The following is a 24776-nucleotide window of genomic DNA, read 5'->3' on the forward strand; positions in this document are numbered from 1 at the left end:
AGAATGGATATGGGCTATACGGCGAAACGCGGGGAGTGTCCGACGTGCCCGGATGCCGGGCGCAGCGGCTTCAGGGGAGGGAGCGCGCATGGACGGCCGGCCCTTGTTTCTCGAACCGCGGCTGGAGCCACGGCTGAGGTCGCTCGTGGCGGCGACAGGGACGTTGCACTCGCTCATCGACGCGCTCGGCTCACCGCTGCACATGGTGGTGCCCGACCAGATCGCCGAGAATCTGGAGCGCTTCCGGTCCGTGTACCGGGCGCATCACCTTTCGGGCCAGGTGTTCTACGCCCACAAGGCCAACCGGTCCAGCGCCCTGCTGCGCCGCCTCGCCGCGACTGACGCGGGCGTGGACGTCGCCTCGCTGGGCGAGTTACAGCACGCGCTCGGTGCCGGATTCTCCGCCGACCGGATCATCGCCACCGGGCCGAAGAACCCCGAGTTCCTGTGGCTCGCGGCCCGGGCGGGGGTCACGGTCGGCGTGGACGGCGTGGCCGAGCTGGACCAGCTCGGCGCGCTGGTGCGCAAGCACGCGCTCGCCCCGGTGCGGGTGCTGCTGCGGCTGTCGGGGTTCGAGACGTCGGGGGTGAGAGTGCTGAGCCGCCGCAGCCGGTTCGGTACGCCCGTACGGGAGTTGGAGGCGCTGCTGGAGGCGGTCGAGCGGCACGGTGACGCGGTGGAGGCGACGGGCGCGGCCTTCCATCTGGACACCACCAGCGTCGCGGAGAAGGCGACCGCCCTCGAAGGGTGTCTGGCCGCTCTGGAGGCGTGCCGGAGCCGGGGGCTCAGGCCCCGGGCCGTGGACGTCGGCGGCGGGTTCGGCGTCAGCTACCTCGCCGAGCGGGAGCAGTGGGAGGCGTACACGACGGCGCTCACGGACGCCGTCCTGGGCCGCCGCCCGCCGCTGGCCTGGGGCGGACACGGCTACGGGCTGCGGAACGAGTCCGGCACCCTGCGCGGCGCCCTCGGCCTCTACCCCGCCCACCGGCCCGTCGCCGGCGCGGCCTACCTGGACGAGCTGCTCGCCCAGCCCGCCGCTTCCCTGGGCGGCCGTCCGCTGGCCGGACTGCTGCTGGAGCACCTGTACGACCTGCACACCGAGCCCGGCCGGGCGCTGCTGGACCAGTGCGGGCTGACCCTGGCGAAGGTGCTGGAGGTCCGCGAGCAGGAGAACGGCACTGAGAACGGCGGGGAGTTGCTCGTACGGCTGGCCGCGAAGGCGGACGACATCGCCCTGGAGGACCACGGGGTGCTGATGGACCCCGTGGTCGTGCCCCGGAGTGGAGCCGGGCCGGGCGAAGGGCCCGTCGCCGTCCACCTCTTCGGCAGCCTCTGCCTGGAGACCGACCTGATCACCCGGCGCACGGTGTTCCTGCCGCGCCGTCCCGTCCCCGGCGACCTGCTGGCGTTCGCCAACACCGCCGGGTACGCCATGGACTTCCACGCCACCCGCGCCCAGCACCAGCCCGCCGCCCGCAAGGTCGCCGCCTGGCAGGACGGCGACGGGTGGCGCTGGTGTCTCGACGACCAGTTCTGGCCGATCACGCCCTCGGGGGGAGCCCAGTGAGGTACGACAGCATCACGGAGGCGATAGGCAACACCCCGCTGGTACGGCTGGACCCGGCCGTGCACGGACTGCGGAACATCGACCTGTTCGCCAAGCTGGAGATGCTCAACCCCTGGGGCTCGGTCAAGGACCGGGCGGCCTGGAGCATGGCCGGCCCGCTGCTCTCCGAGGCCGTCGAACACGGCAGCCAGGTCGTGGAGCTGTCCAGCGGCAACACCGCGAAGGCGCTGGCGGTCGTCGCGGGCATGCACGGACTGGGCTTCAAGAGCGTCACCAACCGGATGCGGGTACCGGAGATCAAGGACCTCCTGCTGCTGCTCGGCGCGGAGATCGAGGAGCTGCCGGGGCAGAGCGAGTGCCTGGACCCGACGGCGACGGACGATCCGCTGACCCTCTTCCACCGGACGCTGTCCGCCTCCGGCAGCGCCTATCTGCACACCGACCAGTACTTCAACCCACGCAACACCGAGGCCCATCTGACCGGGACCGGCCCGGAGATCGTCAAGGACCTGGACGGCCGGGTGCCGGACTGGTTCGTCGCCTGTGTGGGCACGGCCGGTTCCTCCACGGGCGTGGCCCGCGCGCTGCGGGAGGAGGACCCCTCGGTGCGGGTGGTCGGGCTGGTCGCGGCCAAGTCGGACTTCATCCCCGGCATCCGCACCATCGACGAGGTGCAGGAGGTCGGCCTGTTCGACCCGGAGACCTACGACACGATGGAGTCGGTGAGCGCCGACGAGGCCATCGAGGGGATGCTGACCCTCAACCGCCGCTGCGGCATCCTGGGCGGCCCCACCGGAGGGGCCGCCTACTTCGGTGCCGTCCGCCATCTGCGCGCCCTCGACGAGGAGTTGAACGAGCGCCGGACGGCGGTGTTCATCGTCTGCGACCGGGTCGAGAGCTATCTGAGCTACGTCCGTCAGCGGCGGCCCGACCTGCTGGGCCGGCCCGCCCGGAAGAACACCCTGGCCGACCTGACCGAGGCCGAGGTAAGCGGGGCTCCGTCGGTCACCGTGGCCGACGCCCGGCGCTGGATCGACAGCGACCGGCCGCTCGTGGTCGACCTGCGCAGCCCCTTCGCCTACGCGGCGCTGCACATCGACGGGTCGGTCAACATCGTCGACGAGCTGTTCGCCGAACTCCTGCGGGGCGGCCTGCCGTTCAGCCGGAGCAGGCCGGTGCTGCTGGCGTGTCCGGTGGGCGAGCAGTCCGCGCGGTACGCGGCGCTGCTGACCCGGATGGGCCATGCCGAGGTGCGCAGCCTGACCGGCGGCATCATCGCCTGGCGGGACGCGGGCGCGCCCCTGGTGCGGGACTGACGGCCATGACCGCACCGATCACCCGCGAGGACCTGGAGCAGTGGCAGCAGGCGCTGCGCGCCCAGTTCCCCATCGTCACCGGGCACCCGGAGCTGGCGTACCTGGACAGCGCGGCCACGGCCCAGAAGCCGCAGGCGGTATTGGACGCCGTGCAGACGTACCTCACCACCAGCAACGCCAACTCCGCGCGCGGCACCTACACCTGGGCCAACCGGACCACGGAGCTGGTGGAGCGGACCCGGGAGCGCGTCGCCCGGTTCCTCGGGGACGACCGGCCTGAGCGGTCGGCCGTCCACTTCACGAGCGGCACGACCGAGGGGCTGCGGACGATCGCCCGCGACTGGCTGCCGGGGTTCCTGCGCGACGGCGACGAGATCGTCGTCCCGGACGCCGACCACCAGGCCAACATCGCGCCCTGGCTGGAGGTCCAGGGGCTGCTCGCGCGGGAGGGCGTGCACGTCCGGGTGCTGCCGATGCCGTACCAGAGCGGTTCCGGGGACTACGACCACACCGCGCTGGCCGAACGGGCCGGGCCGCGCACCCGGTTCGTCGCCACGACCCATGTGCACCACGTGTACGGCGGCGACATGAACGTGCACCGCATCCGCGAGGCGGTCGGGCCGGAGGCGGTGATCTGTCTGGACGCGGCGCAGAGTGTCGGGCATCTGCCGGTGTCCGTGGCCGAGTCGGACGTCGACTTCGTCGTCTTCTCCGGGCACAAGGCGCTGGCCCTGCCGGGGTCGGGCGCGGTGTGGGCCCGGCAGGCGCGCGGCCCGGCGTTCACGCCCGGCGGGTGGAGCGGCACGCCGAACACGGTGGGCATCGCCTCGCTGGAGGCGGCCCTGGACTGGCTGGACGCCGCCGGAGTGGACCGTATCGAGCGGTGGACGGTCGCCCTGGCGGCCCGGCTCACCGACGGGCTGCGCCGTATGGACGCCTACGAGATCCTCGGCTGCCCGCTCAGCCTGGCGGCCGACTCGGCCGTGCAGCGGCGCCAGAGCATCGTGACCCTGCGGCACCGCGCCATCGACTCGGGCGACCTGGGCTTCATCCTCTTCAGCCACGGTTTCATGGTCCGCTCCGACCATCACTGCCAGGGCGACGCGGGCGAGAAGACCGGTTCGGTGCGGGTGAGTCTGCATGTGTACAACACCGTTGAGGAGATCGACCGGTTGCTGACCGTCCTTGCATCACTCCAGTGACTGCGTCCCTTGGGCGTACCGCTGAGCGTAATGAGAACCGTTTCCACCTGTAGGCTCGGATCGACAGGAGTCAGGTGCGAGACGGCGAGGTGGCGCGTCCGGATGGGGCTGAGTCTGGCGACGGCGGAGCGGTGGGTGGAGCGCTGGGAGCTCCAGCAGCAGCGGTACGCCGTCGACCGCGAGGAGCGGTTCACGGTGATCGCCGATGTCGTCGAGCACATCACGGCGGGGCGCGAGGGGCGGCCCCTCGTCGTCGACCTGGGCTGCGGGCCCGGCTCGCTGCCGGCCCGGCTGGTGCGGCGGCTGCCGGACGCGGAGATCGTGGCCGTGGACCGGGACCCCGTCCTGCTGGAACTGGGCCGGACCCACCACCCCGACGCGGCCCGCTATGTCGACACGGAGATCGGCGCACCCGGCTGGGCCGACGAACTGGGCCTGGACCGGCCCCTGGACGCGGCCGTCTCCACGACGGCCCTGCACTACCTCGACCGCGACACCCTGCTGCGCACCTACCGGCAGCTCGCCTCGCTGCTGCGGCCCGGGGGCGTCCTCGTCAACGGCGACCATCTCCCCCAGGACGCCGCGGGCCCGGCCGGGATCGCCGCCCATGTCGGACGGTGCCGGGCCGACCGGCAGCGAGTGTTCACCCAGGAGGACTGGGGCTCCTGGTGGGCCGCCCTCTCCCGCGACCCCGAGCTGACCGACCTCCTCGCGGAGCGCCGCCGCCGGGAGGACCCGCTCGACAGCGGTCGCCCCGCGGAGCTGCCCCTCTCGGCCCATCTGGAGCTGCTGCGGCAGGCGGGGTTCGGCACGGCGGGGCCGGTCTGGCAGTACGGCGACAGCTGCGTGGTCGTCGCGGTGCGCTAGGGCCCGCATGGCCCCTTCGTGCTCCCTCGGATGGCGGGTGGCGGCGAGTGCTCGGACAATACACGCAGATGTCGCCCTATATTCCTGCCGCCGTACCGCAGCCCCGGCCGAAGGGCCACGGGCCGTAGCGCCCCCACGTGAGGAGCCACCCCATGACCACCGCCGAGCACATCACGCACGAGAACCACCCGCACGCCCACGGCGAGGACTGCGGGCACGTCGCCTTCACCCACGGCGACCACACGGACTACGCCCATGACGGCCATATCCACCGGATGCACGAAGGCCATGTCGACGAGTGCGCGAACGGCGGACACACGGTGCACCAGAACCACGACCACCAGCACGGCGACGACTGCGGTCATCTGGCCGTGCGGCACGGCGACCACACCGACTACGTGCACGACGGTCACCGGCACGCCGGCCACGAGGGGCACTGGGACGATCACTGAACCCCCGCCAACCCCGCGGTAACGCTGCTCAGGCCGCCAGGCTGTCCCAGTCGACCGTGCGGTCGCACCAGCGCCCGAGCAGGGTGCGGTCGTGGCCGACGGCCAGCAGGGCGGCGCCGCTGGAGGCCCGGTAGTCCTCGACGGCCGAGACCAGGGCGGCGGCCGTGGAGGCGTCGAGCATGGCGGTCATCTCGTCGCACACCAGCAGGCGCGGGCGCAGCACGAGGGCCCGGGCGAGGCAGGCGCGTTGCAGCTGGCCGTCGCTGACCTCGTGCGGCCGTCGGGTCAGCAGGTCCGGGGTGAGGCCGACGACGGGGGTCAGCTCCGCCACCCGGTCGGGGATCTCCTTGCCGCGGCCGGTGGCGCGCAGGGGTTCGGCGATCAGGTCGGTGAGCGGCAGCCGGGGGTCGGCGGAGAGCCGGGCCTGCTGGAAGACGACCCCGAAGGCGGTGCGCAGGGCGCGCGGGGCGCGGTGGCGCCAGTGCCGTACGGGTTCGCCGTCGAGGACGACGGTCCCGGAGTCGGGCCGGTGCAGCAGGGCCGCGACCCGTGCCAGGGTCGACTTGCCGCAGCCGCTCGGGCCGAGCAGGCCGACGGACTCCCCCGGTGCCACGGTCAGGGAGACCTCCCGGACCACCGGCGCGTTCCTGAGGTATCCGGCGGTGATGGAGCGCAGTTCAAGCACGGGCGTCCTCCGCCGGGTGCGGGTGGTGGCAGGCGACCGTGCCCGGGGGCGGCGGGGCGGCACAGGTGTCGGTGGCCCGGTCGCAGCGGGCGGCGAAGGCGCAGCCGTCGGGGAGGTCACCGAGTTCGGGCGGCATACCGGGGATGGGCGTGAAGGCGCGCTCGGGCAGGGCCTGGAGCAGACCGCGGCTGTAGGGGTGGCGTGGCCCCGGTGAGCCGAAGAAGTCCTCGGCGGTGGCCAGTTCGACGATCCGGCCCGCGTACATCACGGCGACCCGGTCGGCGATGCGCTCGGCGGCGGACAGGTCATGGGTGATCATCAGCAGGCCCCGTCCCCGGCCGCCGGACTCCCCCGGCTCGTCGACGTGCCGCCGCAGTTCGTCGGCCGTACGGTCCACCAGGTCGCGGTCGAGGCCGGTGGTCGGTTCGTCGGCGAGCAGCAGAGGCGCGTCGCCGACGAGGGCCAGGGCGGTGGCGGCGCGCTGGGCGAGGCCTCCGGAGAGCTGGTGGGGGTGGCGGTCGAGGTGGTCCGCGGGGAACGCGGCCCGTGCGGCGGCGGCCTCGGCGGCGGCGCGCAGGGCGGCGCGTCCCCGGGTCGCTGTCAACGCTGCGACCGTCTCCTCCAGTTGGGAGCGGACGGTGCGCACGGGGGTGAGGTGGGCGGCCGGGCTCTGCGGTACGAGGCCGATGAGCCGGCCGCGTACGGTACGGGCGAGGGTCCGCTCGTCGGCCGCGAGCAGGTCCAAGTCGCCGAGGTGCGCCGCCCCGGCGGTCTGCGCGTTGCCGGGGAGCAGGCCGAGCAGGGCGGAGGCCAGCACGGACTTGCCGCAGCCGCTCTCCCCGATCAGGGCCAGACACTCACCGGCCGCCACCTCGAACCGGGCGTCGGTGACGGCGGCGACACGACGCCCGCCGGGCATGAGGAACCGCACGGAGAGGCCGCGCACGGACAGCACGGGCTGGTCTTCGGCCGGCACCGCGGCGATGTCGCCCGGCCCGGTCTCGACTCCGGTGCTCACAGCATCAGCTCCGATCGGTGGCGGGGGTTGATCCGCTCCCGCCAGGCTCCGGCGAGGCCGGCGATCGCGAGGGTGGGGACGATGAGGAACAGGCCCGGGAACAGGGTCGGCCACCACTGTCCGGCGAGCAGGGAGCCGCGGGCCGTCTGGATCAGGGTGCCGAGGCTCGCCGTATGGGTGGGCAGGCCGAGCCCGAGGAAGGACAGCGCCGACTCGTGCCACATGGCGTGCGGCACCATCAGCACGGCGGCGAGGGCGGCTTGGGGCAGGACGGCGGGCAGCAGATGCCGTACGGTCACCCGCCACCGGGACGCCCCGCCGGAGACGGCGGCGTCGACATAGGGCCGGGAGCGCAGGGACAGCACCTCGGCGCGGACGATCCGGGCCGTGGACAGCCAGTGGGTGAGCGCGACGGAGATGACCACCGGCCAGACACCGGGGCGGAACATCGCGACGATGAAGATGCCGAGCAGCAGATGCGGCACGGACGAGAACGCGTCGACCACCCGCATCAGGGCACGGTCGGCCCAGCCGCCCAGGGCGCCCGCCGCAGCGCCCACGGCCGTACCGACCACCGTCGCCGTCAGCGCCGCCGCCACTCCCACGAGCAGCGAGACGCGCAGGCCGTAGACGCAGCGCAGCAGCAGGTCGCGGCCGACGTCGTCGGTGCCGAAGGGGTGGGCCCAGGACGGCGGCAGGAGCTTGGCGGCCAGGTCGACGGCCTGCTGGTCGAGCTGGACCAGGGGCGGTACGAGCAGCACGGCGAGGACCGTCGCGCCCACGATGACGGCGGAGGTGCGCACGCGCAGGGCACGGGTGGAGCGGCGTTTCGGGCCGTGCGAGCGCCACCGGGTCTCGGCCGGTGCCGGTGCGTCACATGTCACTGAGCTTCACCCTCGGGTCGAACAGTCCGTAGAGCAGGTCGGCGAGCAGGTTCCCGGCGAGGACGGCGGCCGTGGCCAGGGTCGTCAGGGCGGCGAGCAGCGGGAAGTCGACGGCGGTGGCCGCCTCGACGGTGGCGGCGGCGATGCCCGGCCAGCTGAAGACGCTCTCCACCAGCAGGGCCCCGGTGATGAGTTCGGGTACGCGGGAGCCGATCAGGGTGAGCACCGGCAGCACTCCGGAGCGCAGGGCGTGGCCGAGCAGGACGGTGCGTTCGCTCAGGCCGCGGGCGCGGGCGCCGCGTACGGGGTCCTCGGCGAGGGCGTCGCCGACGCCCTGGCGGACGTAGAGCGTGAACCAGGGCAGCTGGGAGACCGCGAGGACGCCGGCCGGCAGGATGACGTGGCTCGCGACCTGGCCCGCCGTGACCTGTTCGCTGGCGGTGTCGGTCAGACCGCCCGCCGGGAGGACGTCCCACTGGAGGGCGAACAGCCAGACGGCGAGCAGGGCGATCCAGAAGACCGGGGCCGCCTCCAGGGTGTAGGCGAGGGAGGTGACGGTCCGGTCGATCAGCGACCCGGGCCGGCGGGCGGCGAGCACGCCGAGGACCGTGCCCACCAGCACGGCGGCGGCGAAGGCGACCGCGCACAGCAGCGAGGACCACACGAGCCGTTCACCGATCACCTGGGCGACCGGCTGCCGCAGCACGCTGGAGTCGCCGAGGTCGCCGGTGAGCGCGGAGGTCAGCCACTGCCACCAGCGGGCGGCGAAGGGCTGGTCCGCGCCGAGGTTCTCGCGCAGCCGGTCCAGGGTCTGCTGGTCGGCGCCGAGCGCGGCGGTGCCGGCGTAGGCCTTGACGGGGTCGAACGGGGAGGCGGCGGCGATCGCGAAGACGCCGAAGGTGACGACGAGCAGGACGGGGACGGCGAACAGTGCCCGCCGCCCCGCCAGTCGTGCCATCGCTCCCCAGGGGAGGCGGGTCACTTCTTCGGCTGCCAGTCCTCGATGTTCCACCAGGGGCCGCTGGCGAAGCCGTGCTCGTGCGGCTCCAGCTGGGTGCCCAGGTCCTCCCAGCGGTCGGCCAGGACGTAGAGGTGGTCGATGTGGGTGAGGAAGGTGTAGCCGGGGTCCATCACCAGGGCGCGCTGGAGCTTGTCGTAGGCGGCCTTGCGCTCCGCCGGGTCCTGGCCGCGGCGGCCGGTGTCGAGGGCGCGGTCCACGGCCGGGTTGTCGTAGCGGGCCATGTTGTTGAAGCCGTCGCCGGCCAGGGAGGAGTGCAGCAGGGTGTACAGGCCGAAGTCGGGGTCGCCGGTGCTGCCGAAGCCCGCGAGGACGGCGGTGTTCTTCATGCGCGGCTCGATGACCTCCCAGGTGGCGCTCTCCGCCTTCACCTCGATGCCGGCCTTCTTGGCGTCGGAGGCGTAGGCGAGGGCGTGGTCCTGGCGGACCTTGTCGCCGGAGGGGTACAGCAGCGTGAACGACGCCCGCTGTCCGTCCTTGGCGCGGATGCCGTCCCCGGCGGGCTTCCAGCCGGCCTCGTCCAGGATCTTCTTGGCCTTGCCGAGGTCCTGGTCGCGCTCGACGGCCTTGGTGAAGGCGGGGTCGTCGACGGGCAGCGGCCCGTAGGCCGGGCGGCCGGCGCCGTCGAGGATCTTGTCGACCATGGCCTCGCGGTCCACGGCGGCGTCGAGGGCCCGGCGGATCGCGCGGTCGCCGGTGACCTTGTTCGGGGTGGGGAGGGTGACGGCCCGGAAGTCGTAGGACTTGGCGTCGTACGTGCGCTTGCCGTCGTCGCTCTTGAAGGTGGCGGCGAGGTTGGGCGGGAGGACCGCGCCGTCGAGGTCGCCGGAGCGCAGCCGGGTGGCGCGTACGTCGTCGTCGGAGATGACCGCCATGGTGAAGGTCTTCACCTTCGGCTTGCCGCCCCAGTAGCGGGGGTTGGCCTTGAAGGTGAGCTTCTCGCCCTTGCTCCACTTGGACAGGACGTACGGGCCGGTGCCGACCGGCCGGGTGTTGAAGGTGCCGGTGTTGGGGTCCTGCTCGCCGGCGATGTGCTCCGGGACGATGGGCAGCACGGTGCGGGCGGCGAAGGCGGCGTAGGGGTACTTGAGGGTGAAGACGACCTTGTCGTCGCCGCTCGCCTCGACCTTCTTGACGGCGTCCAGCTCGCTCTTGAAGGTGTTGTTGGTCTTGGCGTCGAGGGCGGTCCGGTAGGTGTAGACGACGTCGGCGGCCGTCAGCGGCTCGCCGTCGCTGAACTCCACGCCGTCGCGCAGCGTGTAGGTGTAGGTGCGGCCGCCGTCGGCGACCTCGGGGAGCGCCGCCGCGAGGGCCGGCTTCAGCTTGAGGTCGGCGTCGTGGGCGAGCAGCCCGTCGAAGATCTTGGAGTTGCCGTCCTTGCCGTAGCCGAGCAGCGGGTTGAGGGTGTCCGGCTCGGAGGCCACCCCGATGACGACGGATCCGGACTTGGCGTCGCCCTCGCCGCCGCCGCTGCTGGGGGCCGAGCAGGCGGTGACCGCCGCGGCCAGTGCCGCCGTGGCGGCGGCTCCTCGTATCCGACGGGTCGACATATGACCTCACCCCGTTGTTGCTCTAGTCACGTTCTTGCACAGGCCTCGCAATTAAACAGTCAAGGAGGGCCTCCGCGCACCACCGCGGTGCGGGAGGCCCAGGTCACCGGCTTCCGCTCAGCCTCGGGACAGGGTGATGTCCCGTCCGTGGACCGCGTGGAAGCTGGGCAGCGGCAGGCCGCTGAAGGTGCGCAGTTCCATCAGGGTGGCCTGGACGTGGGCCGCTCCGGGAGCGAGCGCGCCCGGCTTGGGCCGGCCCGTGTTGACCCAGCGGTGCTTCACGCCGTCGCACACGGCCCGGGTGCCGCCGATGCCGTAGCGGGTGGTGGAGGCGCCCTGGCTCACGGAGGAGCTGACGAAGACCGGGCCGACGGCGCTCCGGCAGCGGTAGGTGCCGGAGAGGGTGACGGTGCCGTCGGCGGTGATGCGGCCCACCGCGTCGACCGTCACGGCCTCGTACGGGGCCGCGGCGGAGGCGGTGGCGGGTGCCGCGGTGGCACCGGTGAGCAGGAGCAGCGCGGCACCGGCCGTCGCGCCGAGCAGGGGACGTACACGCATGGGGGGAACCTCCCGAAATGAGTGGTTTTTTGTTCCACTCGTACCCGGCGCCCGGGCGGACGCCCGTACCCCTCACTCCTTCGGTGGCGAATCCGCACCGGCCGTCGTGGAACCGTCCGGGGAATGTCCGGGGCGTGTCACGCTTCCTGACGGGCCGTTCCGATGAGTTCGAGTCGGGAGCATGGTCTGTACGTAAGAGTCATACGAATCCTCCGGATGGCCCTACCGACGTGGAGGTGCGCCATGTGTGCCCACCAGACCCAGTGCCCCGCGACCGACTCCCTTGCGGCGCATGTCGTCGCCGCCCACCCCGAGCAGGGCTGGAGCCTGCTGTGCGACGGGGCGATCGTCTTCGACGACACCGGTGAGCTGCTGCCGGACGGCCGCGTGGTGGAACCGCACCGGGTGACGGCCGGGCTGACCGTCGCGGCCTGAGAGCGGCCATAAGGACCCCTAAGGCAGCACCGCGAAGCCGTCGAGCTCGACCAGCGCCTCCTCGTCCCACAGCCGGACGACCTCGACGACGGCCATGGCGGGGTAGTCGCGCCCGGCCGCCTCGCGCCACAGCCGTCCCAACTCGGGGGCGTGCGCGCGGTACGCGGCGACGTCCGTGGCGTAGACGGTGACGCGGGCGAGGTCGGACGGGGTGCCACCGGCCGCCGTGAGAGCGGCCAGCAGGTTCGCCAGCGCCCTCGCGAACTGTTCCGGCAGCGTCGCGCCCACCACCTTGCCGTCGGTGTCGAGGGCGGTCTGGCCCGCCAGGAACACCACTCTCGACCCGGAGGCCACGACGGCGTGGGAGAAGCCGGTCGGCGGGGACAGCTCGGGCGGGTTGACGCGCTCGGTGGTCACCGGGCCTCCTGGTGGGCGTACAACTCGGCGTACAACTCCTTGGCGATGATGCCGCGTTGCACCTCGCTGGCCCCTTCGTAGACGCGGGGGGCGCGCACCTCGCGGTAGAGGTGTTCGAGCAGGTGCCCGCGTCGCAGCGCCCGGGCGCCGTGCAGCTGGACGGCCGTGTCGACGACGTACTGGGCGGTCTCGGTGGCGAGCAGTTTCGCCATGGCGGAGCGCTGGGGCACGTCCGGGGCGCCCTCGTCGTAGGCCGTCGCCGCCGCGTAGACCATCAGCCGGGCCGCCTCCGTGCGCAGGGCCATCTCGGCGACCTGGTGGGAGACGGCCTGAAGGTCCTTCAGCTTGCCGCCGAAGGCGTCCCGCCCGGCGGTGTGGGCGAGGGTCGCGTCGAGGGCGGCCCGGGCCATGCCGACGGCGAAGGCGCCGACGCTCGGGCGGAAGAGGTTGAGGGTCCCCATCGCGACCCGGAACCCCCGGTCCACCTCACCGAGCACGTCCTCGGCCGTCACCGGTACGGCGTCGAAGTCGAGCGACCCGATGGGGTGCGGGGAGAGCATGTCGAGGCCCGTGCCGGTCAGGCCCGGCCGGTCGGCGGGCAGCAGGAAGGCCGTGACACCCCGGGCCCCGGCGTCGGGGGCCGTCCGGGCGAAGACGGTGTAGAAGTCGGCCTCGGGGGCGTTGGAGATCCAGCACTTCTCGCCGGTCAGGCGCCAGCGGTCCGGGCCGTCCCGGTCCGCCCGCAGGGCCAGCGCCGCCGCGTCCGACCCGGCGCCCGGCTCGCTCAGCGCGAACGCCGCGACCGCGGTGCCGTCGGCCACCCGGGGGAGCCAGCGGGCGCGCTGGGACTGGGTGCCGTGGGCGTGGACCGGGTGGGCGCCGAGGCCTTGGAGGGCGAGGGCCGTCTCGGCCTCCGTGCAGCCGTGGGCCAGGGACTCGCGCATCAAGCACAGATCGAGCGCGCCGGATGTGAAGAGCCGCCCGAGCAGGCCCAGTCGGCCCAGTTCGGCGACCAGGGCGCGGTTCACATGACCCGGTTCCCCCTTCTCTGCGAGCGGGCGGAGCCGCTCGGCGGCCAGGGTGCGCAGCTCGGCACACCAGGCGAGTTGTGCCGGTTCGAGCGAGAATGCGGTCATTGCCGGTCCCTTCTCCGCCACCCTGCTTCCCGGCTGGGCCACTCCGAGGCTATCGCGGACCGTTGACTGTCGTCACCAACACGATACGCTCCAGGGGCGAGCCCACCACGCCAAGGGGGCGAACCGTATGAATCCACCGGACACGGCGCACATCGACACCTTCAGCCGCGACCATCTGCCACCCCGGGACCACTGGCCCGAGCTCCGCTTCGACCTGCCGGAGCTGCGCTACCCCGAACGGCTCAACTGCGCCGCCGAACTGCTGAACGGCCCTGAGGACGACCGGCCCGCCTTCCTCACCCCCGCCGGTGACCCCTGGACGTACGGCGAGCTGCGCGCCCGGGTCGACCGCATCGCGCACCTGCTCACCGCCGACCTCGGCGTCGTCCCCGGCAACCGGGTGCTGCTGCGCGGCCCCACCACACCGTGGCTCGCGGCCTGCTGGCTGGCCGTGCTGAAGGCGGGGGCCGTGGCGGTCACGGTGCTCGCCCAGCAGCGCCCGCACGAGCTGCGCACGATGTGCGAGATCGCCCGGGTTCGGCACGCGCTGTGCGACATCCGGGCCGTCGACGACCTCGCCAAGGCCGAGATCCCGGACCTGCGGATCACGACGTACGGCGGTGACGCCCCGGACGACCTCCTCAACCGGCAGGCGCCCGGCACGCCGTACGAGGCCGTCCGGACGGCGGCCGACGACGTGGCGCTGATCGCCTTCACCTCCGGCACCACCGGCCGCCCCAAGGGCTGTATGCACTTCCACCGGGACGTGCTGGCGATCGCCGACACCTTCTCCCGGCATGTGCTGAAGCCCCGGGCCGACGACGTCTTCACCGGCAGCCCGCCGCTCGGCTTCACCTTCGGGCTGGGCGGTCTGGTGGTGTTCCCGCTGCGGGCCGGGGCGAGCGCCCTGCTGCTGGAGCAGGCGGGTCCGAAGCAGCTGCTGCCCGCCATCGCCCGGCACCGGGTCTCCGTGCTGTTCACGGCGCCGACGGCGTACCGCGCGATGCTCGACGCGCTCGACGGCCACGACGTGTCGTCCCTGCGCCGCTGCGTCTCCGCCGGCGAGAACCTGCCCGCGGCCACCTGGCAGGCCTGGCACGAGCGCACCGGCGTGCGCGTCATCAACGGCATCGGCGCCACCGAGCTGCTGCACATCTTCATCTCCGCGGCCGACGACCGGATCCGGCCCGGGGCGACGGGCGTGCCCGTACCGGGCTGGCACGCGCGCGTGCAGGACGCGGAGGGCCGGCCGGTGCCCGACGGGCAGCCGGGGCTGCTCGCCGTGCGCGGACCGGTCGGCTGCCGGTATCTCGCCGACCCGCGACAGCGGGAGTACGTACAGGGCGGCTGGAACATCACCGGCGACACCTACGTCCGCGAACCCGACGGCTACTTCCGCTACGTCGCCCGCGCCGACGACATGATCATCTCGGCCGGGTACAACATCGCCGGACCCGAGGTCGAGGACGCCCTGCTCAGGCACCCGGACGTGCTGGAGGCGGCGGTCGTGGGACGGCCCGACGAGGCGCGCGGGCAGGTCGTGGTGGCCTACGCCGTCCTCAAGGAGGGCGCGCAGCGGGACGCCGGGGCGCTGCGCGACTTCGTGAAGAGCGAGCTGGCGCCCTACAAGTGCCCGCGCGAGATCGTCTTCCTGGACGTGCTGCCGCGTACCGCCACCGGCAAGCTCCAGCGATTCCGGCTGCGTACCGGAGGGGTCCCGGACGGCGGACCCGAAGACCAACGGGATTGAGCCGTACGACCTAAGATGATCAACGTGTCCGACCAGCATGCACCACGGTCTCTCATCGTCACGCTCTACGGCGCGTACGGCCGCTTCGTCCCGGGCCCCGTGCCGGTAGCCGAACTGATCCGGCTGCTGGCCGCGGTCGGTGTGGACGCCCCGTCCGTCCGCTCCTCGGTGTCGCGGCTCAAGAGACGCGGACTGCTCGTGCCCGCCCGCACCGCTCAGGGTGCCGCCGGGTACGAACTGTCACCGGACGCGAGGCAGTTGCTCGACGACGGCGACCGGCGCATCTACGCCACGGCTCCGCCCGAGGACGAGGGCTGGGTGCTCGCCGTGTTCTCCGTGCCGGAGTCGGAGCGGCAGAAGCGGCACGTCCTGCGCTCCCGGCTGGCCGGCCTCGGCTTCGGCACGGCGGCACCGGGCGTGTGGATCGCGCCCGCGCGGCTGTACGAGGAGTCCCGGCACACCCTCCAGCGGCTGCGGCTCGACGGGTACGTGGACTTCTTCCGGGGCGGCCACCTCGGCTTCGCGCCGACCGCCGAGGCCGTCACGCGCTGGTGGGACCTGGCCGCCATCGCCAAGGAGCACGAGGCGTTCCTCGACCGCCACGCGCCCGTCCTGCTCGGCTGGGAGAAACGCGAGGACACCCCGCCCGAGGAGGCCTACCGCGACTATCTCCTCGCCCTGGACTCCTGGCGCCACCTGCCCTACGCCGATCCCGGCCTGCCGTCGGCGCTGCTCCCCGGGGACTGGCCAGGGGAGCGCTCCTCGGCGGTGTTCCGGGGCCTGCACGAGCGGCTGCGGGACGCGGGGGCGGACTTCGTGGGGCTGTAGGCCACGTCCCACGGCTCCCACCGCCCCCAGGACACCCGCGCCGCCTTGTTTGGCCCCACCGGGCCACCGGGTACCCGGTGGCCCGTACGGCAGCACCGGACGGACGGCGGAACGCGATGGAACGGCGGGCAGGCCCGACGCGGCCGGCTCTGATCGTGGTCGACATGATCAACACGTACGACCACGCCGACGCCGGGCTGCTCGTGCCGTCCGTCGAGCGGGTCGTGCCCGTCATCGCCGAGCTGATCGCCCGGGCCCGCGAGGTGGACGTGCCGGTGATCTACGCGAACGACAACTTCGGGCTGTGGCGCTCGCACCACGGGGAGCTCGTCGACGCGGCGCTGGCCCAGCCGCACGGCGACCTGATCGAGCCGATCCGGCCGGACGACGAGTCGCTCTTCGTGGTGAAGGCCCGCCATTCGGCCTTCTACGAGACGCCCCTCGCCTATCTCCTGTGGAGCCTGGGCGTCGGACACGTCGTGCTGACCGGCCAGGTCACCGAGCAGTGCGTCCTCTACTCGGCCCTCGACGCGCACATCCGCCATCTGGAGGTCACGGTGCCGAGGGACGCCGTCGCCTCCATCCACCCGCACCTGGCGTCCGCCGCCCTGGAGATGATGGAGCGCAACATGGGCGCCCGGATCACCGACGCGAAGGAGACGGACTTCCCGCTTGCCGCGAGCTAGATGGTCAGCCGCGGTTTTGGCGCGTCCGTCCGGCCCGTCTGGGGCCTTCGGCTGCCCGCGCGGTACGGGGCGGGCCAGTCGACGCCCGGGCCCGTGTAGCCCTGCTCGGCCGCCGCGTGCAGGGTCCAGTGCGGGTCGTAGAGGTGCGGGCGGGCCAGGGCGCACAGGTCCGTGCGGCCCGCCAGGATCAGGGAGTTGACGTCGTCCCAGGAGGAGATCGCGCCGACCGCGATCACCGGGACACCGGCGGCACGCCGGATCCGGTCCGCGAACGGCGTCTGGTACGACCGCCCGTACTCCGGCCGCTCGTCCGCCACGACCTGCCCCGTCGACACGTCGATCGCGTCGGCGCCGTGCGCGGCGAAGGCCCGGGCGATCTCGACGGCGTCCTCGGCCGTGGTCCCGCCCTCGGCCCAGTCGGTGGCGGAGATCCGCACGGTCAGGGGCCGCTCCCCCGGCCACACGTTCCGTACGGCGTCGAACACCTCCAGCGGGAAACGGAGCCGCTTCTCCGGCGAGCCGCCGTAGGCGTCGGTGCGCCGGTTGGTCAGCGGGGAGAGGAACCCGGAGAGCAGATAGCCGTGCGCGCAGTGCAGTTCGAGCAGATCGAAGCCGGCCCGGGCGGCGCGGCCTGCGGCTGCCGTGAACTGCTCACGGATGTCGGTGAGCTGGGCACGGGACAGCGCGCGCGGGGTCTGGCTGTACGGCTTGTACGGCAGCGCGGAGGCGGCCACGAGCGGCCAGTTGCCGTCCTGGAGGGGCTCGTCCATGCCCTCCCACATCAGCTTCGTGGAGCCCTTGCGGCCGCTGTGGCCGAGCTGCACGCCGATCGCGGTGCCGGGCGCCTGCGCGTGCACGAAGTCGGTGATACGCCGCCACGCCTCGGCCTGCCGGCCGGTGTAGAGGCCGGCGCAGCCGGGCGTGATCCGGCCCTCCTCGCTGACGCACACCATCTCGGTCATCACCAGCCCGGCCCCGCCGAGCGCCCGCGCGCCCAGATGGACCAGGTGGAAATCGCCGGGGACGCCGTCGGCCGCCGAGTACATGTCCATGGGCGAGACGACGACCCGGTTGCGCAAGGTCAGCCCGCGCAGCCGGAACGGGGTGAACATCGGGGGCGTGCCGGGCGGGCAGCCGAACTCGCGCTCCACCGCCTCCGTGAAGTCCGGGTCGCGCAGCCGCAGGTTGTCGTGGGTGACGCGGCGGCTGCGGGTGAGCAGGTTGAAGGCGAACTGGCGGGGCGGCTGGTCCAGGTACAGGCCGAGGTTCTCGAACCACTCCAGGCTGGCACGGGCCGCGCGCTGCGTGGAGGACACGACGGGCCGCCGCTCCTCCTCGTACGCGGCCAGGGCCTCCTCCAGGGAGTCCCGCTCCTCCAGGCAGGCGGCCAGGGCCAGGGCGTCCTCGACGGCGAGCTTGGTGCCGGAGCCGATGGAGAAGTGCGCGGTGTGGGCGGCGTCGCCGAGCAGGACGAGGTTGCCGTGCGACCAGCGGTCGTTGACGACCGTACGGAAGGTCGTCCACGCCGAGTTGTTGGAGCGCAGGGGGCGGCCGCGGAGTGTCTCCGCGAAGATCTTGCCGCAGCGTTCGATCGACTCGGTCTCGTCGAGCGCGTCGAAACCGGCCCGCTGCCAGACCTCCTCGCGCATCTCGATGATCACCGTGGAGGCGTCCGGGGCGTAGGGGTAGCCGTGCAGTTGCATCACGCCGTGTTCGGTCTCGGCGATGTCGAAGCGGAAGGAGTCGAAGGGGAAGTCGGTGGCGAGCCAGATGTAGCGGCAGTGGTGGGTGGTGACCCGGGGGTGGAAGACGTCCGCGTAGGTCTCGCGGGTGGTGCTGTGGATGCCGTCCGCGGCGATGACCAGGTCGTGGGTCCCCGGGAGGTCTTTCGGGGCCTCGGTGTGGAAGCGGAGGGCCACGCCGAGGTCGCGGCAGCGGGTGTGGAGGATTTCCAGGAGCCGTTTGCGTCCCAGGGCGGCGAAGCCGTGGCCGCCGGAGGTGTGGCGGGTGTTGCGGTGGGTGATGTCGATGTCGTCCCAGCGGATGAAGTCCCTCTGGAGGGCCTCGTAGACCTGGGGGTCGGCGTGTTCTATGCCGCCGAGGGTTTCGTCGGAGAGGACCACGCCGAAGCCGAAGGTGTCGTCCGGGGCGTTGCGTTCCCAGACGGTGATGTCCCGGGACGGGTCGAGGCGCTTCAGCAGGGCGGCGGCGTAGAGGCCGCCGGGGCCGCCGCCGATGACTGCGACGCGTAGGGGGTGGCTCGGGTCGTTGTGCGGGTGCGGGTTTGTTGTGGTTGATCGCGCAGTTCCCCGCGCCCCTTCAGGGACATTCACTATCGTCCGCTCCATTTCGGGGGGCGCTTTTCCGTGAAAGCCGCGTGGAACTCTGCGTAGTCCTCCCCGGTCATCAGGAGGGCCTGTGTCGAGGCGTCCAGTTCCACTGATGCCGCCAGGGGCATGTCCAGCTCTGCCGTGAGGAGGGCCTTGGTCTGGGCGTAGGCCAGGGCCGGGCCGTTCGCCAGGCGGTGAGCCAGGTTCTGGGCGGTCTCATCGGCGGCGCCGTCCTCCGTCAGTTCGCTGATCAGGCCGATGCGCTCGGCCTCGGTGGCGCGGACCGGGTCGCCCAGCATCAGGAGGCGGGTCGCGTGGCCCAGGCCCACGACTCTGGGCAGGAGGTAGGCCGCGCCCATGTCGCCGCCGGAGAGGCCGACCCGGGTGAAGAGGAAGGCGAAACGGGCCGAGGGGTCGGCGACGCGGAAGTCCGCCGCCAGGGCAAGGACCGCTCCGGCACCGGCCGCCACGCCGTGCAGCGCCGCGATCACCGGGAAGGGGCACTCCCGGACGGCGCGCACCACCTGGCCGGTCATGCGGTTGAAGTCCAGGAGGCCGGCGGTGTCCATGCCGAGGGTGGCGCCGATGATCTCGTCGACGTCGCCGCCGGAGCAGAAGCCGCGTCCCTCGCCGGCCAGCACCAGGGCCCGTACGGACCGCTCCCGGGACAGCTCCGCGAGCAGGTCGCGCAGGTCGGCGTAGGCGCCGAAGGTGAGCGCGTTGAGTTTCTCGGGGCGGGCCAGGGTGACGGTGGCGACACCGTCGGTGAGATCGACGCGCAGATGCTCCCAGCGGGGGGTGCGGGCGGCGGAGCCGGTGAAGGGACTCATGACGTGCGGCCTCCTCGGGCGGGCACTGTCTCACTGAGCTCTACCCCACGAAGCTATCACTCATCCGTGACTGTCGTCATGAGTGCGCGATAGACCGTTCGGGTAGGACTTCCGTGTGGAGCCGGGGTGACCCGGGTCGGTCACATCCGTCACAGATCACCCACACCGGCGTAACGGCGGGAGCAGCGGTGCGCGGCACCGCGTTCACCTGGGTAAGCCGTCCGGCAAGGGGGCGAAGGCGCCCCCGGACGACGGCCCCTCGGACGCCTCTGAAGAGCGGCGCCGTACCATTCATCAGGTTGAAAGCAGGATGTCCTGCTCCATGAACGGACCCGCCTTGTACGAACTCTCCTCAGCCCCCGCCTCCTGGCGCATCGCGCTGCCGCACACCGTCGCGGCGGTGCCCGTGGCCCGTGCCCTGGTCCGTACGGCGCTGGCCGAGCTGGAGTACGGGGCCGACTGCGACACGGCGGAGCTGCTCACGGCGGAGCTGGTGGCCAACGCGGTGGAGCACACCACCGGCGAGGCTCCGATAGAGCTGGTCGTGGAGCTGATGCCGTCGGGATGTCAGGTCGAGGTGCACGACACCGACCCGGCGCCGCCCGGCGACCTCACCCGCCCGGCCGGCGGGCCGCCCGACCCCTGGCAGGAGCACGGGCGGGGGCTGCTGCTGATCCGCGCCCTGAGCTCGTCGTGCGGGCACCGGCCGACCGAGTCCGGCAAGGCGGTGTGGTTCAGGCTGCCCGCGGTGCCGGAGCAGCGGCGTCCGTCGGCGTAGGGCCTCTTCAGGCCAGGGTCGCCACCAGGACCGCCTTGATGGTGTGCATCCGGTTCTCCGCCTCGTCGAAGACCACGGAATGCGCCGACTCGAAGACCTCGTCGGAGACCTCCAGGTACGCCAGGCCGTGCGAGGCGTGGATCTCGCGGCCGACCTTGGTGCCCAGGTCGTGGAAGGCGGGCAGGCAGTGCAGGAACCGCACGTCCGGGTTGCCGGTGGCGCGCAGGACGTCCATGGTCACGGCGTACGGGCCGAGGGCGGTGATCCGCTCGTCCCAGACCTCCTTGGGCTCGCCCATGGAGACCCAGACGTCCGTGGCGACGAAGTCGACGCCGCGGACGCCGTCGTCCAGGATCTCGGTGAGCGTGATGCGGGCGCCGCTGCTCTCGGCGAGCGCGCGGGCCCGGTCGACGACCTCCTCGGCCGGCCAGTAGGCCTTCGGCGCGACCAGACGCACGTCCATGCCGAGCAGAGCGCCGGTGACCAGGTAGGAGTTGCCCATGTTGAAGCGGGCGTCGCCCAGGTAGGCGAAGGCGATCTCGTTCAGCGGCTTGGCGCAGTGCTCGGTCATGGTCAGCACGTCGGCCAGCATCTGGGTGGGGTGCCAGTCATCGGTGAGCCCGTTGAAGACGGGCACCCCGGCGTGCGCCGCCAGCTCCTCGACCTTCAGCTGGCTGTCGCCCCGGTACTCGATCCCGTCGTACATCCGGCCCAGCACCCGCGCGGTGTCCCTGACCGACTCCTTGTGGCCGATCTGGGAACCTGAGGGGTCGAGGTACGTGGTCGAGGCGCCCTGGTCGGCGGCCGCGACCTCGAACGCGCAGCGGGTGCGGGTGGAGGTCTTCTCGAAGATCAGCGCGATGTTCCGGCCCCGCAGGTACTGGGTCTCGGTCCCGGCCTTCTTGGCGGCCTTCAGCTCGGAGGCCAGCTCGACCAGACCGCGGAACTCCTCCTCGGTGAAGTCCAGCTCCTTGAGGAAGTGGCGGCCGGCGAGGGCGCTCGGGGCTGTCGCCATGGGGGCGCTCCAGGGATACGGGGACACAGACTCCTGGAATACTATACGAAGCTCAGCATGTCTATACGGGCCCCCGTTCGACCGGGCAGCTCATACAGCGTGGCCCGCCTCTCCCCCGCCCCAGCTCGCTGCCCGGGATCTCTATCACCTCGATGCCCTGTTTGCGCAGGTGGGTGTTGGTGGTGGCGTTCCGTTCGTAGGCGACCACGACGCCCGGCTCGACGGCCAGGACGTTGCAGCCGTCGTCCCACTGCTCGCGCTCGGCGGCGTGCACGTCCTGGGTGGCGGTCAGCACCCGGATCTCGTTGAGGCCGAGCGCGGCGGCGATCGCGCGGTGCATGTGCTCGGCGGGATGGTCGGTGACCTTCAGCTCCTTCTCCCCCACGCCCGGCTCGATGGTGTACGAGCGGAGCATGCCGAGGCCCGCGTACTGGGTGAAGGTGTCGCCGTCGACCATGGTCATCACGGTGTCGAGGTGCATGAAGGCACGCCGCTTGGGCATGTCGAGCGCCACGATCGTCTCGGCGGAACCGGCGGCGAACAGCTTGTGCGCGAGCATCTCGACGGCCTGCGGGGTGGTGCGCTCGCTCATGCCGATGAGAACGGCCCCGTTGCCGATGACCAGGACGTCCCCGCCCTCGATGGTCGACGGATAGTCGGCCTGCCCCTCGGACCAGACATGGAATGCCTCGTCCCGGAACAGCGGGTGGTGCCGGTAGATCGCCTCGAAGTGCACGGTCTCGCGCTGCCGGGCCGGCCAGCGCATGGCGTTGATGGAGACGCCGTCGTAGATCCAGGCCGAGGTGTCGCGGGTGAAGAGGTGGTTGGGCAGGGGGTCCAGCAGGAAGTCGTCCAGGTCCATGACGTGGAAGCGCACGGAGGTCGGCTCGGGGTGCCCGTCCAGGAACTCGCGTTTCGTCATGCCGCCGACCAGGAGCTCGGCCAGTTCCCGCGCGGGCAGGTCCTCGAAGGCGGCTCTGAGGTGGTCGGTGGCCAGGGGGCCGTACTCCTTCTCGTCGAAGACCCGGTCCAGGACGAGGGTTCTGGCCACCGGGACCTGAAGCGTCTCGGCCAGGAGGTCACCGAAGAGGTGGACGGCGACGCCCCGGTCGCGCAGCACATCGGCGAATCCGTCGTGCTCGGCGCGGGCCCTGCGCACCCACAGCACGTCGTCGAAGAGCAGCGAGGTCTTGTTGCTGGGGGTGAGCCTTTTGAGCTCGAGATCGGGCCGGTGCAGGATGACGCGGCGCAGCCGCCCGGCCTCGGAGTGGACGTGGTATGCCATGCCTCCATCCTGACCATCGCGGCGCCCGTTGACTCGCTGCTCGCACGTTTCCGCGCACTCTTGTTTACGTCTCAGTGACGACAACCAGCGCGGTCATCCGCTCGGCAGCGGCTGGAGCAGCTCCGGCCGCGCCAGCATCCGCCGGGTCGTCCGCCCCGGGTCGAGCACGGCCCGCGCGACGATCCAGCCGGCCAGGGCGTGCGGTTCGGCGGGGTCGTCGGCCAGCTCGTCGGCGTACCCGGCGAGCGCGGCGGCGGCGTCCCCGGCGGCGAGCCGCTCGTCGGCGGTGTCCGGGGCGACGGACCGGGCGGCGAAGGCGTGGGTGCGGACGTCGGGCCAGGAGGTGCGGTCGGGACGGAAGCGGGGGCCCGCGGAACCGGCGGACGGCGGGGCGACGTTGCGCAGCCGCCACTCGGTGCGGTGCAGCGCCGCGGCCGTCCGGGCCCGGGTGAGCGCGGCGTACGGCACCGGCTCGCGCAGCCAGCCGTCGAGCGTACGGGCGAGCCCCGACACCAGGGCCCGGCCCTGCGGGGTGAGACGCCCCTCCACCAGCAGGGTGCGCACGACGAGCCGGCTCTGCAGCCGGCGCAGCGCGAAGTGGTACCCGGCCGTGTCGGCCGCCTCGTCGTCCCCCGCCACGGCCATCCGGTCCCGCCAGAACCCCGCGACCCCGGTGAAGGCGTACGCCCCGTGCAGCAGCCCCGTCAGATGCCGCGGATCCGGCCGCCAGGGGGCGTAGTAGCGCTCCTCCCGGTCGTCGTCGAGCAGCGGGAACAGGTGCAGGAGCGCGGCCAGTTTGCTGTGCTGGAACTCGTGCACGAGGGTCTCGGCGAGGGCGAGCGGGCAGGAGGGGCGGGCGATGACCATGGCGGCGAAGGAGTCGCCGCTGGTGGCGGAGACCAGGACGGTCGGCGGCGCTGGCGGCTGTGTGCTCGTACGTCCCCAGGGCACCACGGCCCGTATCGCGCCGGGGTCGAACCGGCCCGGCCCCTCGCCGCCCGGCGCGGCGAGCAACCCGACGGCCTCCTCGAACAGCCGTTGCCAGGCCTCGGCTTCGTCGGCGTCGAGCGGTGCGGGCGGCAGAGGGTCGTCCAGGTCGCGGTAGGGGTCGAGGTCTTCGAGGGGGATGGCGACGGTTCCGGCGGGGGTGGGGTGGGCGAGGGTGCGCAGGGGGGTCCAGGCGGGGTTGGCGTCCGAGGCCGTCGGTGCCGGTCTCGGCAGGGGTTGCGTCGCCGGGCGGATCGTCACGGTGACGGTGCCGCCGTCGCGGCCCGGGCCGGACAGGGTCAGCTCGCCGCCGCTCGTCCGGGCGTGAGCGACCGTCACCCCGTCCTCCGCGCCGGAGAGCCGGGCCAGCCCCAGCCCCGGCAGCGGCAGTCCGCCGTCGGTGAGGGGCACCTTGAGGTCCGCCCGCGTCCCGGCGTGCAGCGACGCCGCGACGGCCAGGGCGCACAGATGCCCGGCTTCCGCCCACAGCGGCGGGCCCGACGCGGTGCCGTGCAGCCGGCGCAGCGCGTGGGCGAGCCAGCCGCCGGTCGCCGGGGCGAGCAGCAGCCGGTCGACCGGCCCGGGTGCCGCGGCGGCGGCCTCCTTGAGGACGTCCCAGGCCTCGGCGGCCGGGCTCAGCGGCGTGTGCAGCGTGCCGAGCCGGTCCAGCAGGGTCCGCAGAAGCAGCAGCCTGCGCGCCCGCTCCGCCCGTTCGAGGAAGGCGACGGCCTCGGCGGAGCCGCCTCCCGCCGCCAGTTCCGCGAAGAGCCGTTCGGGCATGCGGAACGGGGCGTGGCGCGGCTCGCTGGGCATGCGGGACCTCCGGTCGGGGAGTACGGGCGTACAGACCCCGGCGGGAACACGGCATGCCCGTCCGGGGTCTGCCGTGCGGCAGGGTGCGGCTATTCGGCCCTGGCGGACCCCTCGCCGCCCCCTCGGATGCTCTCGCGTGCGCGCAGGACCTCTCCGAGCAGACGAGCAGAGGGAGGCAGCGGGGCGAGACGGTCCACCGCGGTCACGGGCAGCCCCGCCAGGTCGACGAGATCCGACTCCCAGACGTCGGTACCACCAGCTGTGGCCGGCTCACGAACGGCGGCTCCGGCGTGGCACAGAGCGGGCGGCTGGTCCAAGATGTTCCCCCTTCTCGCACGGTGGCACGCGATGCCCCGTGTCCTTTCCATC

Annotated in this window: 24 protein-coding genes; 10 read left to right on the top strand and 14 right to left on the bottom strand. The window is 72.7% G+C overall.

What is annotated here, in order from left to right:
- Positions 1–88 precede the first annotated feature (88 nt).
- The 5 genes from KJK29_RS07785 to KJK29_RS07805 all read left to right on the top strand — a co-directional run bounded on the left by KJK29_RS07785 (position 89) and on the right by KJK29_RS07805 (position 5404).
- Complete coding sequence (locus KJK29_RS07785) at positions 89–1567, top strand: Y4yA family PLP-dependent enzyme (protein ID WP_215117973.1); 1479 nt, start codon at positions 89–91, stop codon at positions 1565–1567.
- Positions 1564–2883 (top strand): pyridoxal-phosphate dependent enzyme, encoded by a 1320-nt coding sequence (locus KJK29_RS07790; protein ID WP_215117974.1) that lies wholly within the window; start codon positions 1564–1566, stop codon positions 2881–2883. The genes KJK29_RS07785 and KJK29_RS07790 overlap by 4 nt, the downstream gene beginning before the upstream one ends.
- 5 nt (positions 2884–2888) lie before the next feature.
- Positions 2889–4085 (top strand): aminotransferase class V-fold PLP-dependent enzyme, encoded by a 1197-nt coding sequence (locus tag KJK29_RS07795; RefSeq protein ID WP_215117975.1) that lies wholly within the window; start codon positions 2889–2891, stop codon positions 4083–4085.
- Between the two features lie 102 nt (positions 4086–4187).
- Positions 4188–4952 carry a class I SAM-dependent methyltransferase gene (locus tag KJK29_RS07800; protein WP_215117976.1) on the top strand — a complete coding sequence of 255 codons (765 nt, stop codon included), beginning with the start codon at positions 4188–4190 and terminating at the stop codon, positions 4950–4952.
- 152 nt (positions 4953–5104) lie between these two features.
- Positions 5105–5404: a hypothetical protein gene (locus KJK29_RS07805; RefSeq protein WP_215117977.1), complete on the top strand. Its 300-nt coding sequence runs from the start codon at positions 5105–5107 to the stop codon at positions 5402–5404.
- 28 nt (positions 5405–5432) lie between these two features.
- Here the strand turns inward: KJK29_RS07805 and KJK29_RS07810 are convergent, their stop codons facing one another.
- The 6 genes from KJK29_RS07810 to KJK29_RS07835 form a co-directional block, all read right to left on the bottom strand.
- Positions 5433–6089, bottom strand: a complete 657-nt coding sequence (locus tag KJK29_RS07810; RefSeq protein WP_215117978.1) for an ABC transporter ATP-binding protein — start codon at positions 6087–6089, stop codon at positions 5433–5435.
- Complete coding sequence (locus KJK29_RS07815; RefSeq protein ID WP_215124200.1) at positions 6082–7008, bottom strand: ABC transporter ATP-binding protein; 927 nt, start codon at positions 7006–7008, stop codon at positions 6082–6084. The genes KJK29_RS07810 and KJK29_RS07815 overlap by 8 nt, the downstream gene beginning before the upstream one ends.
- Positions 7009–7103: 95 nt before the next feature.
- Entirely contained in the window at positions 7104–7991 is an 888-nt protein-coding gene (locus tag KJK29_RS07820) for an ABC transporter permease (protein WP_215117979.1), read from the bottom strand.
- Complete coding sequence (locus KJK29_RS07825) at positions 7981–8949, bottom strand: ABC transporter permease (protein WP_215117980.1); 969 nt, start codon at positions 8947–8949, stop codon at positions 7981–7983. The genes KJK29_RS07820 and KJK29_RS07825 overlap by 11 nt, the downstream gene beginning before the upstream one ends.
- Positions 8950–8969: 20 nt before the next feature.
- Positions 8970–10559, bottom strand: a complete 1590-nt coding sequence (locus KJK29_RS07830; RefSeq protein WP_215117981.1) for an ABC transporter substrate-binding protein — start codon at positions 10557–10559, stop codon at positions 8970–8972.
- A gap of 117 nt (positions 10560–10676) precedes the next feature.
- Positions 10677–11117 carry a DUF6299 family protein gene (locus KJK29_RS07835; RefSeq protein WP_215117982.1) on the bottom strand — a complete coding sequence of 147 codons (441 nt, stop codon included), beginning with the start codon at positions 11115–11117 and terminating at the stop codon, positions 10677–10679.
- Between the two features lie 243 nt (positions 11118–11360).
- Here KJK29_RS07835 and KJK29_RS07840 point away from each other — a divergent pair, with 243 nt between their 5' ends.
- Positions 11361–11552, top strand: coding sequence for a DUF5999 family protein (locus KJK29_RS07840; RefSeq protein ID WP_215117983.1), 192 nt, complete (start codon positions 11361–11363; stop codon positions 11550–11552).
- 18 nt (positions 11553–11570) lie between these two features.
- Here the strand turns inward: KJK29_RS07840 and KJK29_RS07845 are convergent, their stop codons facing one another.
- Together KJK29_RS07845 and KJK29_RS07850 are read right to left on the bottom strand one after the other, a co-directional pair.
- Entirely contained in the window at positions 11571–11969 is a 399-nt protein-coding gene (locus KJK29_RS07845; RefSeq protein WP_215117984.1) for a RidA family protein, read from the bottom strand.
- Positions 11966–13105, bottom strand: a complete 1140-nt coding sequence (locus tag KJK29_RS07850) for an acyl-CoA dehydrogenase family protein (protein ID WP_215117985.1) — start codon at positions 13103–13105, stop codon at positions 11966–11968. Before KJK29_RS07850 ends, KJK29_RS07845 begins: the two co-directional genes overlap by 4 nt.
- 127 nt (positions 13106–13232) lie before the next feature.
- Between KJK29_RS07850 and KJK29_RS07855 the strand changes: the two genes are divergently transcribed.
- From KJK29_RS07855 to KJK29_RS07865, 3 genes are all read left to right on the top strand, one after another.
- Positions 13233–14855 carry an AMP-binding protein gene (locus tag KJK29_RS07855; RefSeq protein WP_215117986.1) on the top strand — a complete coding sequence of 541 codons (1623 nt, stop codon included), beginning with the start codon at positions 13233–13235 and terminating at the stop codon, positions 14853–14855.
- Between the two features lie 15 nt (positions 14856–14870).
- Positions 14871–15683, top strand: coding sequence for a PaaX family transcriptional regulator (locus KJK29_RS07860; RefSeq protein ID WP_215117987.1), 813 nt, complete (start codon positions 14871–14873; stop codon positions 15681–15683).
- A 116-nt stretch (positions 15684–15799) separates the two neighbouring features.
- Positions 15800–16369 carry a cysteine hydrolase family protein gene (locus KJK29_RS07865; RefSeq protein ID WP_215117988.1) on the top strand — a complete coding sequence of 190 codons (570 nt, stop codon included), beginning with the start codon at positions 15800–15802 and terminating at the stop codon, positions 16367–16369.
- Here the strand turns inward: KJK29_RS07865 and KJK29_RS07870 are convergent.
- Positions 16366–18717 (bottom strand): bifunctional salicylyl-CoA 5-hydroxylase/oxidoreductase, encoded by a 2352-nt coding sequence (locus tag KJK29_RS07870; protein WP_215117989.1) that lies wholly within the window; start codon positions 18715–18717, stop codon positions 16366–16368. The two genes, KJK29_RS07865 and KJK29_RS07870, sit on opposite strands and share 4 nt — an antisense overlap.
- On the bottom strand, positions 18702–19529 hold the full coding sequence (locus KJK29_RS07875) for an enoyl-CoA hydratase family protein (protein WP_215117990.1): 828 nt from the start codon (positions 19527–19529) through the stop codon (positions 18702–18704). The genes KJK29_RS07870 and KJK29_RS07875 overlap by 16 nt, the downstream gene beginning before the upstream one ends.
- 310 nt (positions 19530–19839) lie before the next feature.
- Here KJK29_RS07875 and KJK29_RS07880 point away from each other — a divergent pair, with 310 nt between their 5' ends.
- Positions 19840–20307, top strand: coding sequence for an ATP-binding protein (locus KJK29_RS07880; protein WP_215117991.1), 468 nt, complete (start codon positions 19840–19842; stop codon positions 20305–20307).
- 7 nt (positions 20308–20314) lie between these two features.
- Here KJK29_RS07880 and argF read toward each other — a convergent pair whose 3' ends face one another.
- The 4 genes from argF to KJK29_RS07900 all read right to left on the bottom strand — a co-directional run bounded on the left by argF (position 20315) and on the right by KJK29_RS07900 (position 24724).
- A complete protein-coding gene (gene argF, locus KJK29_RS07885; protein ID WP_215117992.1) occupies positions 20315–21322 on the bottom strand; it encodes an ornithine carbamoyltransferase in 1008 nt (335 codons plus the stop codon).
- A gap of 61 nt (positions 21323–21383) precedes the next feature.
- Positions 21384–22607, bottom strand: coding sequence for an arginine deiminase (locus KJK29_RS07890; protein ID WP_215117993.1), 1224 nt, complete (start codon positions 22605–22607; stop codon positions 21384–21386).
- A 93-nt stretch (positions 22608–22700) separates the two neighbouring features.
- Positions 22701–24407, bottom strand: coding sequence for an HEXXH motif domain-containing protein (locus KJK29_RS07895; RefSeq protein WP_215117994.1), 1707 nt, complete (start codon positions 24405–24407; stop codon positions 22701–22703).
- An 89-nt stretch (positions 24408–24496) separates the two neighbouring features.
- Positions 24497–24724, bottom strand: coding sequence for a hypothetical protein (locus KJK29_RS07900; protein WP_215117995.1), 228 nt, complete (start codon positions 24722–24724; stop codon positions 24497–24499).
- Between the last annotated feature and the right edge of the window lie 52 nt (positions 24725–24776).

It is taken from the genome of Streptomyces koelreuteriae (assembly GCF_018604545.1).
GTDB lineage: Bacteria > Actinomycetota > Actinomycetes > Streptomycetales > Streptomycetaceae > Streptomyces > Streptomyces koelreuteriae.

What these genes read in the sequence shown, in the direction of transcription:
- KJK29_RS07785 (WP_215117973.1), top strand. Translation starts at nt 89, where the DNA reads ATGGACGGCCGGCCCTTGTTTCTCGAACCGCGGCTGGAGCCACGGCTG.
- KJK29_RS07795 (WP_215117975.1), top strand. Translation starts at nt 2,889, where the DNA reads ATGACCGCACCGATCACCCGCGAGGACCTGGAGCAGTGGCAGCAGGCG.
- KJK29_RS07800 (WP_215117976.1), top strand. Translation starts at nt 4,188, where the DNA reads ATGGGGCTGAGTCTGGCGACGGCGGAGCGGTGGGTGGAGCGCTGGGAG.
- KJK29_RS07805 (WP_215117977.1), top strand. Translation starts at nt 5,105, where the DNA reads ATGACCACCGCCGAGCACATCACGCACGAGAACCACCCGCACGCCCAC.
- KJK29_RS07815 (WP_215124200.1), bottom strand. Translation starts at nt 7,008, where the DNA reads ATGCCCGGCGGGCGTCGTGTCGCCGCCGTCACCGACGCCCGGTTCGAG.
- KJK29_RS07825 (WP_215117980.1), bottom strand. Translation starts at nt 8,949, where the DNA reads ATGGCACGACTGGCGGGGCGGCGGGCACTGTTCGCCGTCCCCGTCCTG.
- KJK29_RS07830 (WP_215117981.1), bottom strand. Translation starts at nt 10,559, where the DNA reads ATGTCGACCCGTCGGATACGAGGAGCCGCCGCCACGGCGGCACTGGCC.
- KJK29_RS07835 (WP_215117982.1), bottom strand. Translation starts at nt 11,117, where the DNA reads ATGCGTGTACGTCCCCTGCTCGGCGCGACGGCCGGTGCCGCGCTGCTC.
- KJK29_RS07840 (WP_215117983.1), top strand. Translation starts at nt 11,361, where the DNA reads ATGTGTGCCCACCAGACCCAGTGCCCCGCGACCGACTCCCTTGCGGCG.
- KJK29_RS07850 (WP_215117985.1), bottom strand. Translation starts at nt 13,105, where the DNA reads ATGACCGCATTCTCGCTCGAACCGGCACAACTCGCCTGGTGTGCCGAG.
- KJK29_RS07855 (WP_215117986.1), top strand. Translation starts at nt 13,233, where the DNA reads ATGAATCCACCGGACACGGCGCACATCGACACCTTCAGCCGCGACCAT.
- KJK29_RS07860 (WP_215117987.1), top strand. Translation starts at nt 14,871, where the DNA reads ATGATCAACGTGTCCGACCAGCATGCACCACGGTCTCTCATCGTCACG.
- KJK29_RS07865 (WP_215117988.1), top strand. Translation starts at nt 15,800, where the DNA reads ATGGAACGGCGGGCAGGCCCGACGCGGCCGGCTCTGATCGTGGTCGAC.
- KJK29_RS07870 (WP_215117989.1), bottom strand. Translation starts at nt 18,717, where the DNA reads ATGGAGCGGACGATAGTGAATGTCCCTGAAGGGGCGCGGGGAACTGCG.
- KJK29_RS07875 (WP_215117990.1), bottom strand. Translation starts at nt 19,529, where the DNA reads ATGAGTCCCTTCACCGGCTCCGCCGCCCGCACCCCCCGCTGGGAGCAT.
- KJK29_RS07880 (WP_215117991.1), top strand. Translation starts at nt 19,840, where the DNA reads ATGTCCTGCTCCATGAACGGACCCGCCTTGTACGAACTCTCCTCAGCC.
- argF (WP_215117992.1), bottom strand. Translation starts at nt 21,322, where the DNA reads ATGGCGACAGCCCCGAGCGCCCTCGCCGGCCGCCACTTCCTCAAGGAG.
- KJK29_RS07890 (WP_215117993.1), bottom strand. Translation starts at nt 22,607, where the DNA reads ATGGCATACCACGTCCACTCCGAGGCCGGGCGGCTGCGCCGCGTCATC.
- KJK29_RS07895 (WP_215117994.1), bottom strand. Translation starts at nt 24,407, where the DNA reads ATGCCCAGCGAGCCGCGCCACGCCCCGTTCCGCATGCCCGAACGGCTC.